We start from the raw sequence: 8,624 nt of genomic DNA, 5'->3' as shown, positions 1-8,624 counted from the left end.
TGGCCTCATTAACATGAAATGTGGGAAAAAGTGGATACTGTGTCTGAAGTATCCGTCATGTCTTGACCCTTGGGACGTGAAAATTCATTCACGCACTGCAGCGACTTGCGTCGCATAAACCTAATGTGTGATCATGATTCTGTGATGAATGCAAAAACCCTCAAAATCGCTAGGCGATTTTGGGGTGCCAAAAATGCGATGCATTTTTGAGCATAATCCCGACTCACTTCGTTCGTCTGGGATTATTGAGCATTAAAAAACCAATTTTTTCGACTTCATCGGAAAAATTGTTTTATTTAATGGACCCGTCGGGAATTTCAGGCTGGCAACGCGGGTCACCAACTTTTTGAACCCGAGGCCCCCTACGTGCAAGGCAGGTGCTCTACCGGACTGAGCTACGGGCCCAAAGTGATCATGAAAAAGATTTTAGGGAGTGTTCTTGTCAAAATAAGAAAAGGAGAGGAGTACATGAAAATCTCGTCAGAATTTTCAAGTCTCTTCTAAAAAATAAAAAAGGAGGCAGCGAAAATTTCTTGCGAAACGCTTAGAAATTTCTGGCGTGTTCAAGAAAACTAACGTTTTCTTGACATTTCCTGGTCTCATTTTTTAAAATAAAAAAGGAGGTGATCCAGCCGCAGGTTCCCCTACGGCTACCTTGTGACGACTTAACCCACCTCACTGAGCTTAGGTTCGACGAGATCAAGAAAATCTCGGCTCACCTGAACCCTGCTCGGTTGGTTTGACGGGCGGTGTGTGCAAGGAGCAGGGACATATTCACCAGACGATGATAACGTCTGATTACTAGGGATTCCAACGTCATGAGGGTGGGTTGCAACCCTCAATCTGAACTTGGATAGAGTTTCGAGGCTTGGCTTCACCTTTCGGTGTCGCATCCCATTGTCTCTACCATTGTTGCGCGCGTGTAGCCCAGAGAATTCGGAGCATACAGACCTACCGTTGCCTGCACCTTCCTCCTTGTTTCCAAGGCAGTCCCTACAATGTTCTCAGTCGTATCGGAATACCCGTTAGCAATTGTAGGTACAGGTCTCGCTCGTTACCTGACTTAACAGGACACCTTGCGGCACGAGCTGACGGCGGCCATGCACTACCTCTCGGCTAGTCAAGAAAGCCCTTTAGACTGTCTATCATCCAACCGTCGTTCCTGGTAAGGTTCTCGGCGTAGAATCCGATTAAACCGCACGCCGCACCCCTTGTAGTGCTCCCCCGCCAATTCCTTTAAGTTTCAGTCTTGCGACCGTACTTCCCAGGCGGTGAGCTTAACATCTTCACTCCGACACGTCCCATTCACTAAGAATAGGACACACCTAGCTCACAGCGTTTACAGCTAGGACTACTCGGGTATCTAATCCGGATTGCTCCCCTAGCTTTCGTCCCTCACAGTCGAATCCGTTCTAGTTAGGCGCCTTCGCCACAGGTGGTCCTCTTGGGATTATAACATTTTACCGCTCCCCCAAGAATACCCCTAACTCCTCCCGGTTCCTAGTTTTGCAGTGTCTCTTGCAGTTCGTTACATTGAGTGCAACGCTTTCACAAGAGATTTACAAAACCTGCTACGGACGCTTTAGGCCCAATAAAGGCGATTGCCACTTGTGGCGCTGGGATTACCGCGGCGGCTGGCACCAGTCTTTCCCACCACTTATTCGCCAAGTTATTTACGCTTAGCAAAAGCTTATACTATAAGTATAAGCACTTGGGATTCCCCTATCGCACTTTCGTACATTGTAGAGGTTTCGCGCCTGCTGCACCCCGTAGGGCTGGGGTAAGTGTCTCAGTACCCCTCTCGGGGCTCCCACTCTCATGGCCCCTACTGATCCAAGGCTTGGTGAGCCGTTACCTCACCAACTACCTAATCAGCCGCCGACCTATCCTAAGGCATTGCTTTTCAGAGAAAAAACATTCCAGTACTAATCTCCCATCCGGGTTTACCGTCAGTTTCCCAACGCTATCCCAGACCTTAGGGGAAGTTATCGACGTGTTACTGAGCAGTCCGCCAGTGTCTTGCGACCCTTTGACTTGCATGGCTAAATCGAATCCCAATAGCAGCAATCTCCCGCAGGATCAACGGGAATTGTTCTAACGATCCTGCTTTGAAGTTTGCGTTCGCTTTATTGATCTATTGATAATTGTAGCAATTATCAATTCCGTGAATTGGCTTTCCAATTCACGTTAAAACTTAAAAGAATTGTACAAGGTTTCACACAATTTGTGTATTACTTGCATTATTGGCTCTTCTTCATACATGATACTGGGTATCACATATACATTTGGAAAGAATATGATTCACCTGACTCGGTGACCAATACTTGATTGGGCGATGACATCTTCTTTTCAGAAGCATACTTTTGTATTTGCAGGTTATATATAAAGATTGTGTTTATCAAAAATTGACCTTTTTCGACGAGAAATAGCGTGGTCAATTTTTGATTCCACAAATGCGCATGTAATTTACTGACGAGACTACAGTATTTGATGCGCATTTGTGATATAAATATTGGCACTATTTGTTACTTTTTGGGAGTAAAATAGTGGAAAAATATATAAACAAGCTCCATGATCTTATCACGTATGCAATTCGACGACAATGATCTTGAGGCGATATTACAAGCTGCTTTAGCTAAAGCACCTGAACATGGGCTTGATCCTAACAAACTTGAAGTCGTTTATCGTGCTGCTCTAAAAGAACTTTCTGAGAGAAAAGCAAATGACGTTGTTGAATTGTATCGCTCTTTGCAACCTTCTGGTTGGTATGTTAACTCGTTTCAGATGGCAATAAAAACGCGTGGTGATCAATCTTTACTTCCACAACAGACAAAAGAAGAGGGTCAGGCGGATTACATTACTGTTCGGAAGATGGTAAATTTTCGCTTTGGAACAACGCTCGATAGAGATAAGCGTGGTCGTGGAGAAGTTTATTTATGGCTTGTGAAATCTGGGAATGTTAGCAGAGGACCCAATATGGGATATCTTCATGGTTATGGCAATGCGCATTTGGATGCTGTTATGAGAGAAAATATGCATTACTTTGTTGTTGTCGCGGATTATGCTAAACTTTCTCAAGTAGTTGACTCTTTCTTAATGAATCCCAAAAACATGTCTATTTTTAATCAACATGTTTTTGACTGGAAAAATGATCAACCTAAACACATGAATGGTGGTGAACCAAATCTTTTTAGTCACATAAAGGATTTATATGTTCACACTCCTGAATTGGGGCATAGAAATGTTTCTTTGAAGTAAATTTTTTTTGATTCGCCTTGCAACGTTCATACACTATTCATCCCTTATTTTATCTTTTATGTTGATATTTAAATTCTAAAAAAATACTTGCGTTTGTGAGATAGGTTTTTTACATGGCGATTTTTGTGTTGCAAGTGCGTGTTCTCTTTTTCCAAACTTTACATTTTGTCAATTCCAAAACAAAATATTAATAAATGAGTGAGACATATGTCTCATTAAGGTGAGACATTATGACAACTGAAGTTGTATTGAAAAAGTGGGGAAATTCTATCGCAGCAATTTTTCCAAAAGAAGTTGTAGAAAAAGAACGTTTGAAAGTAAATCAGAAAATCTCCATTCACATTATAAAAAAAGCGGATTTGCGGAACATTTTTGGGACATTAAAAACAAAAATGACTGGACAGGAATTTAAAGATATGGCTCGCGAGGGTTGGCTATGAACTCATTTTTTTATGACACCTATGCTTTATTTGAAATTGCTCGCGGAAATCCTACCTATCTGCCGTATTCATCCAACATAAGCATTATGACCACCCATTTGCAGTTGATGGAGTTGTATTACTCCCTTCTTCGCTCAATTAACAAAGAGCAGGCAGAGAAATATTATGATCTTTTTGTTTCTTTCGCGCATCCTCTTGATGATGATACTATAAAAGAAGCCATGCAGTTTCGTCTTCTTCATAAAAACAAAGGACTTTCTTACGTTGATTGCGTTGGTTATATCATGGCAAAACAGCGAGGAATTCTCTTTTTAACAGGAGATAAAGAATTTGAACATCTTCCTGGTGTGGAGTTTGTGAAGTAGCATACCTTTTCTAAAAACTTTACATTTTGTCAACTCTTTTTCTTCTGGTTTTAAAAAGAGAGAATGCATTTTCACATTCATGACAAAATATTATTTCGATACATGCATTTGGCGTGACTATTATGAAAACAGAGAAGATAATTTCAGACCACTTGGAGAGTGGGCACTTCTCTTAATAAAAAGCATTGAAGAAGATAATGGTTTTATTTTATATTCTAATCTTATCGTTCATGAACTGAAAAAGGAGTATAATGAAACTCAAATAAAAGAATTGTTTAGTGTAACAATAAAACTAAGGGAAGTACCTATATCAAAGATCCAAGTACAAGAAGCAAGAATGATCAACCAAATAAGAAAAGTAGGTTTTGCCGACGCAATGCACGTAGTTTTAGCGAGAGACAACAATGCAATTCTTGTTACAAGAGATAATCACTTTATCGATTTAACAGATATTGCTCCAATCAAAAAACCTGAAGAACTACTCTAACTCAATCCCAAATTTTTTAGCATATTCTTTCCCTACTCTTTCTCGAATAGCACGTTCTTCAGCGTAAGTTGCCGGAGTTACCTTGTGTACTGGAAACTTTCTTCGATACTCTTCCAACTCTTTTTTGTAGGTTTCCTGCGCTCTTTCTAATCGCATATCTCTTATCTTGTCCCTAATCGCTTCTCTGATAAACTCTGTTTTCGTGCTGTAATACGGCTTCATTGCTTTTTCTATCTCTTTTGCAAAATTTTCTTCTACTTTTATTGTGATACTTTCCATAGTAAGCGTAAGTAAGACAGAGTAATATTTATAGTTTTGGTTTTTGCATGCTTCATTTTGTTCATTTTCTTTGTGGCACAATTCTTGCACTTGATTATTCAACCATGTATACATTAATCTCAAAGAAGTCTAGTGTTCATGATCCTGAAATGTGCCAAAAAAATTATAAACGCATAAACAATAACTATCTAATGGCATCTCTTGAGCGTCTTGTCGTTGTTGGAATTCTTGCAGGGTGTCATGACTATAATCTTACTAATCGTCCCCCACGAGAAGAGAATGACATAAATGGTGGCGCTCATGAGGATGATAGTGGTGATTCTTCAGGAATGCTTTGTTCCTATGCACAGACAGCATTCGTTCCTCCAACAGAAAATACCAGTTACGACATTTTCATGGTTGTTGACACTTCTTGTTCAATGGATGCGGGCGAGGAATCACGTGTTTATGAATGGTATGAACACATTCTTCTTCCTTCTCTCCCTGCTTATGCTGATTGGCAACTCAAAGTAATTTCCGCTGATCCTACTCTTGCTGTGGCAGACACATCTGCTCCCTTTAACAGGATAACGGTGAACAGAGATTGGTCTATTTCTCTTACAACTGTAGAAGAACCATTCGCAGCGATTCTTAGTTATATGAATGGCGGTAGCGCATCTTGGATGAGAGACGACGCACCTTTAGAATTTCTTATATTCACTGATGAGGATGACCAAAGTTTTTTTGACGGTGAAACTACTGAAATGGATGATGATGCTGTTTCGCATTTTACCACGCAACTTTATTCGCTCAAGAATCCGGATCTTGTTTACTTCTCTTCGACTGTTGTTCCTGAATCTTCCAGTTGTACAGGAACTGTTGGGTACAGACTGATAAATATCACCAATCAACATCAAGGGTATCTTAATACTATTTGCGAAGATTTTCAAACTTGGGACGCACAAGCATTACATCTTGAAGATCCCGATGGTGCGTATCAACCAGTACTTCTTCAATATTATCCTGTTGAAGAAACGCTTACGCTCTATGTCAATGGAGTACTTACCAATAGAAGTTCATGGACGTATGACGCTGATGAAAATATTGTCGATTATACTGACGGTGACGATCTTCCAGGGAATTCTATTCTTACTGTCACTTACGACATCAAGATAAAAGAATATGGTTATGAATGTCCTCTGGAGTAATGCGCATCTCTTTCTTCGAGTTATTCTCTGCTTCAAAACCCAAACCATTATATAGCATCAGATGCTTTTTCCTTATTATGGTACAATATAAAATAAAAGATCTCAAAGAAGGCATGAAAAATGTGGATATTGAAGTAACTATTGATTTTCTCGGAGAAAAAAGGCAAACAAGCGGCTACAACAATGATTCTTTTGTCGCAGGATTTGTCACTGATGAAACTGGAGAAATTAAAGTCACCTTCTGGAATGAAGATGTCAAAAAAGCAAAGCCTGGCAAGAAATTTAAGATTGTGAAAGGCTATGTGACTGCGTTCAAAGGCGCAATTCAATTAAACGCTTCGAAAGAAAAAGGAATTCAGTGGCTTTGAACACGAAATTTTTTAAAGATGTGCTTGTTTTTCTGAAATATGGTAAGCGGACTTAGGGAAAATATATCGGTGCTCTTGATATCAGGAAATGAGATACATCACGCTCCACAACTTAAGAGATTCAGGGAATATTTGGTGACCAACGCAGCTATTGACCCTGGAAACATTGTTCATCTGTCAGGTAGAAAATATCATAATGAACAAATTTTAGAGCAATCAAGGAGTGTAATTCACGACGCTAGAGAAAAGCGTGATACAAGAGGGCAGGGATTTCTTGTTGTTGCATATCATGGCCATGGACTCCCTTCTGGAATTTGTGTCGATGGAACTCCTGTCTCATATTATGCACTTGCCGACGCGTTAGGGTTTGATATGTCCTTTCTTTTCATAAATAGTTGTTGTTATAGTGGTGCAGCGATAGACGCATTTAGAGCGTGTGGTCTTCTGCCCTCTTTTGGTTCTGTCATTACTTCGTCTCGATCATACAAGCCAAGCTATGGTGCAGTTTTTCTTGAAGCGCTTGTTGATTCTTGGAAAGAAGGCAAAGAATTTCGTCGGCGAAAAATGTATGTTCTGATCAAAGATGAAACAGAAAAAGCGCAGGCGGATACAGAAAAGTTTCCAAAATTGCGTACCTATGCGCAGATTCCAACACGTTCAGGAATTTCTCTTGACCATATTTTGTATCCTATGCGATAGCTTCCAAAAATTTATATTGTGATTCTTTTCTTAGGAGTCGATGAACAATATTTCCTTTCAAAATAAAGATGGATTAACGCTTCGCGGTTTTGTTTACAAACCTGCTTTTGGTTCTGATACCGCTATCCTCTTTCTTCATGGCTTTCCAGGACATTGTTCTGGAACTGCACGACGATTTTGTCGCGTTCTTTCTTTTTTTGGATATACAACAATGAGTTTTGATTTTAGTGGCAGTGATACTTCCGATGGAAAATTCTCTGATAAATTAATGAGCAAAGAAGTTGTAGATGTAAAATATGCAATTGATTTTCTTGAGAATAAATATGGTTTTAAAAAACTGTTTTTGATTGGCATTTCCACTGGCGCAATTGATGCTGCATTGTATGCGCATGCTGATAAACGGGTGAGTGGCGTTGTGTTATTATCTGGTGTTGCTGATTTAAAACGCGGTGTTCATTATGACTTTACTGCTGAAGAGATTACTGATTTTAAGAGGAAGAAATATATTGTTTATGATCGTTTGGGAAAATGGTATCATGGCAAGAAATTGAAGAAAGCATTTTACGATGAATTCTTTGTTTTGGATATTCCTCGTGCTTTAAAGAAACTGAAAAAGCCCTTATTGATTGTTCATGGAAGCAAAGATGAAGCTGTTCCTCTTCTCGAAGCGAAGGATTTGTATAAAACTGCAAACGAACCAAAGAAATTAGTAGTGATTTCTGGCGCAGATCATCAGTTTTCGTCGTTGTGGCATGGATTGCAGGTGTTAAGACATGTTGTTGTATTCATTCGACAGCATTGACGTATCATTTTTTATAAAATTCAATATTTCCTTCCAAATACGTTCCATGATGCAATTCCACCGGACGCCAACTGTCTTCTACAAGATTTGCTCCTAACCATTCCGCAAGTTCTTCAGGATTCCCGATGGTCGCGCTCAAACCAATGATTTGGATGTTTTTGAGAATGTGACGCAAAATCGTGATGACTATTTCTAATGTTGGTCCTCTGTCTTGCTCGTTGAGGAGATGAATCTCATCAATGATAACCACTTTAATGTCTTTGAGCCACGGCGCGTTATGACGGATTAAGGAGTCTAATTTTTCTGATGTCGTCATGATGATGTCGTATGACGCTAAATGACTATCGCTGCTGTCTGTGTCGCCAATAGATAACGCAATTTTTTTGTCTGTATATTTTTGTTTGAATGATTGATACTTTTCTGACGCCAATGATTTTAATGGAACAATGTAGATCGCTTTTCCTTTTTTTTCGTAGATGCAATTCATCGCGGCAAGTTCAGCAATTAATGTTTTTCCTGAGCCCGTTGGCGTACAGACAAGAAGATTTTTGTTTTCGAATAATCCCGCGTTTATTGCTTTGATTTGCGATGGTCTTAAGTCTTGAAATTTTTCTTTTTTTAAGACCGCAAAAAGATGATGGTTGATGATTGGTTCGAGATCGCTTATTTTCATGGAAAGTCGTGATTTTCTTTAGTTTAAATAATCTATTATGAATGAAGAAGCTTTTCATTATTTGAT

Annotated in this window: 10 protein-coding genes, 1 tRNA gene and 1 rRNA gene; 8 read left to right on the top strand and 4 right to left on the bottom strand. The window is 39.6% G+C overall.

The genetic code is table 11. The features are described from left to right. Positions 1–300: 300 nt before the first annotated feature. A tRNA-Ala gene (locus tag HZC31_02920) sits at positions 301–405 on the bottom strand. 212 nt (positions 406–617) lie between these two features. Continuing rightward, positions 618–2,091, bottom strand: a 16S ribosomal RNA gene (locus HZC31_02915). A 495-nt stretch (positions 2,092–2,586) separates the two neighbouring features. Between HZC31_02915 and HZC31_02910 the strand changes: the two genes are divergently transcribed. The 4 genes from HZC31_02910 to HZC31_02895 all read left to right on the top strand — a co-directional run bounded on the left by HZC31_02910 (position 2,587) and on the right by HZC31_02895 (position 4,550). Then, positions 2,587–3,258, top strand: a complete 672-nt coding sequence (locus HZC31_02910) for a hypothetical protein (protein ID MBI5002309.1) — start codon at positions 2,587–2,589, stop codon at positions 3,256–3,258. 230 nt (positions 3,259–3,488) lie between these two features. Then, positions 3,489–3,698, top strand: a complete 210-nt coding sequence (locus HZC31_02905; protein MBI5002308.1) for a hypothetical protein — start codon at positions 3,489–3,491, stop codon at positions 3,696–3,698. Continuing rightward, positions 3,695–4,063 (top strand): PIN domain-containing protein, encoded by a 369-nt coding sequence (locus HZC31_02900; GenBank protein ID MBI5002307.1) that lies wholly within the window; start codon positions 3,695–3,697, stop codon positions 4,061–4,063. Before HZC31_02905 ends, HZC31_02900 begins: the two co-directional genes overlap by 4 nt. 79 nt (positions 4,064–4,142) lie before the next feature. After that, positions 4,143–4,550, top strand: coding sequence for a PIN domain-containing protein (locus HZC31_02895; GenBank protein MBI5002306.1), 408 nt, complete (start codon positions 4,143–4,145; stop codon positions 4,548–4,550). On the opposite strand, the gene HZC31_02890 is transcribed toward HZC31_02895, so the two are convergent. Beyond that, the gene (locus HZC31_02890; protein MBI5002305.1) at positions 4,542–4,829 is read right to left on the bottom strand and encodes a hypothetical protein; all 288 of its coding nucleotides are present in this window, start codon (positions 4,827–4,829) and stop codon (positions 4,542–4,544) included. The two genes, HZC31_02895 and HZC31_02890, sit on opposite strands and share 9 nt — an antisense overlap. 191 nt (positions 4,830–5,020) lie before the next feature. On the opposite strand from HZC31_02890, the gene HZC31_02885 reads away from it, so the two are divergent. From HZC31_02885 to HZC31_02870, 4 genes are all read left to right on the top strand, one after another. Then, on the top strand, positions 5,021–6,016 hold the full coding sequence (locus HZC31_02885) for a hypothetical protein (protein ID MBI5002304.1): 996 nt from the start codon (positions 5,021–5,023) through the stop codon (positions 6,014–6,016). Positions 6,017–6,093: 77 nt separating this feature from the next. Further along, positions 6,094–6,384, top strand: coding sequence for a hypothetical protein (locus tag HZC31_02880; protein MBI5002303.1), 291 nt, complete (start codon positions 6,094–6,096; stop codon positions 6,382–6,384). A 39-nt stretch (positions 6,385–6,423) separates the two neighbouring features. Next, positions 6,424–7,083 carry a hypothetical protein gene (locus tag HZC31_02875; GenBank protein MBI5002302.1) on the top strand — a complete coding sequence of 220 codons (660 nt, stop codon included), beginning with the start codon at positions 6,424–6,426 and terminating at the stop codon, positions 7,081–7,083. Between the two features lie 40 nt (positions 7,084–7,123). After that, positions 7,124–7,885 (top strand): alpha/beta fold hydrolase, encoded by a 762-nt coding sequence (locus HZC31_02870; GenBank protein MBI5002301.1) that lies wholly within the window; start codon positions 7,124–7,126, stop codon positions 7,883–7,885. A 4-nt stretch (positions 7,886–7,889) separates the two neighbouring features. Here the strand turns inward: HZC31_02870 and HZC31_02865 are convergent, their stop codons facing one another. Next, on the bottom strand, positions 7,890–8,558 hold the full coding sequence (locus tag HZC31_02865; protein ID MBI5002300.1) for a DEAD/DEAH box helicase: 669 nt from the start codon (positions 8,556–8,558) through the stop codon (positions 7,890–7,892). Positions 8,559–8,624 lie beyond the last annotated feature (66 nt).

The sequence above is a fragment of the Candidatus Woesearchaeota archaeon genome, assembly GCA_016214075.1.
Lineage (GTDB): Archaea > Nanobdellota > Nanobdellia > Woesearchaeales > DSVV01 > JACRPI01.
This window is presented reverse-complemented; position numbering and strand designations above follow the sequence as displayed.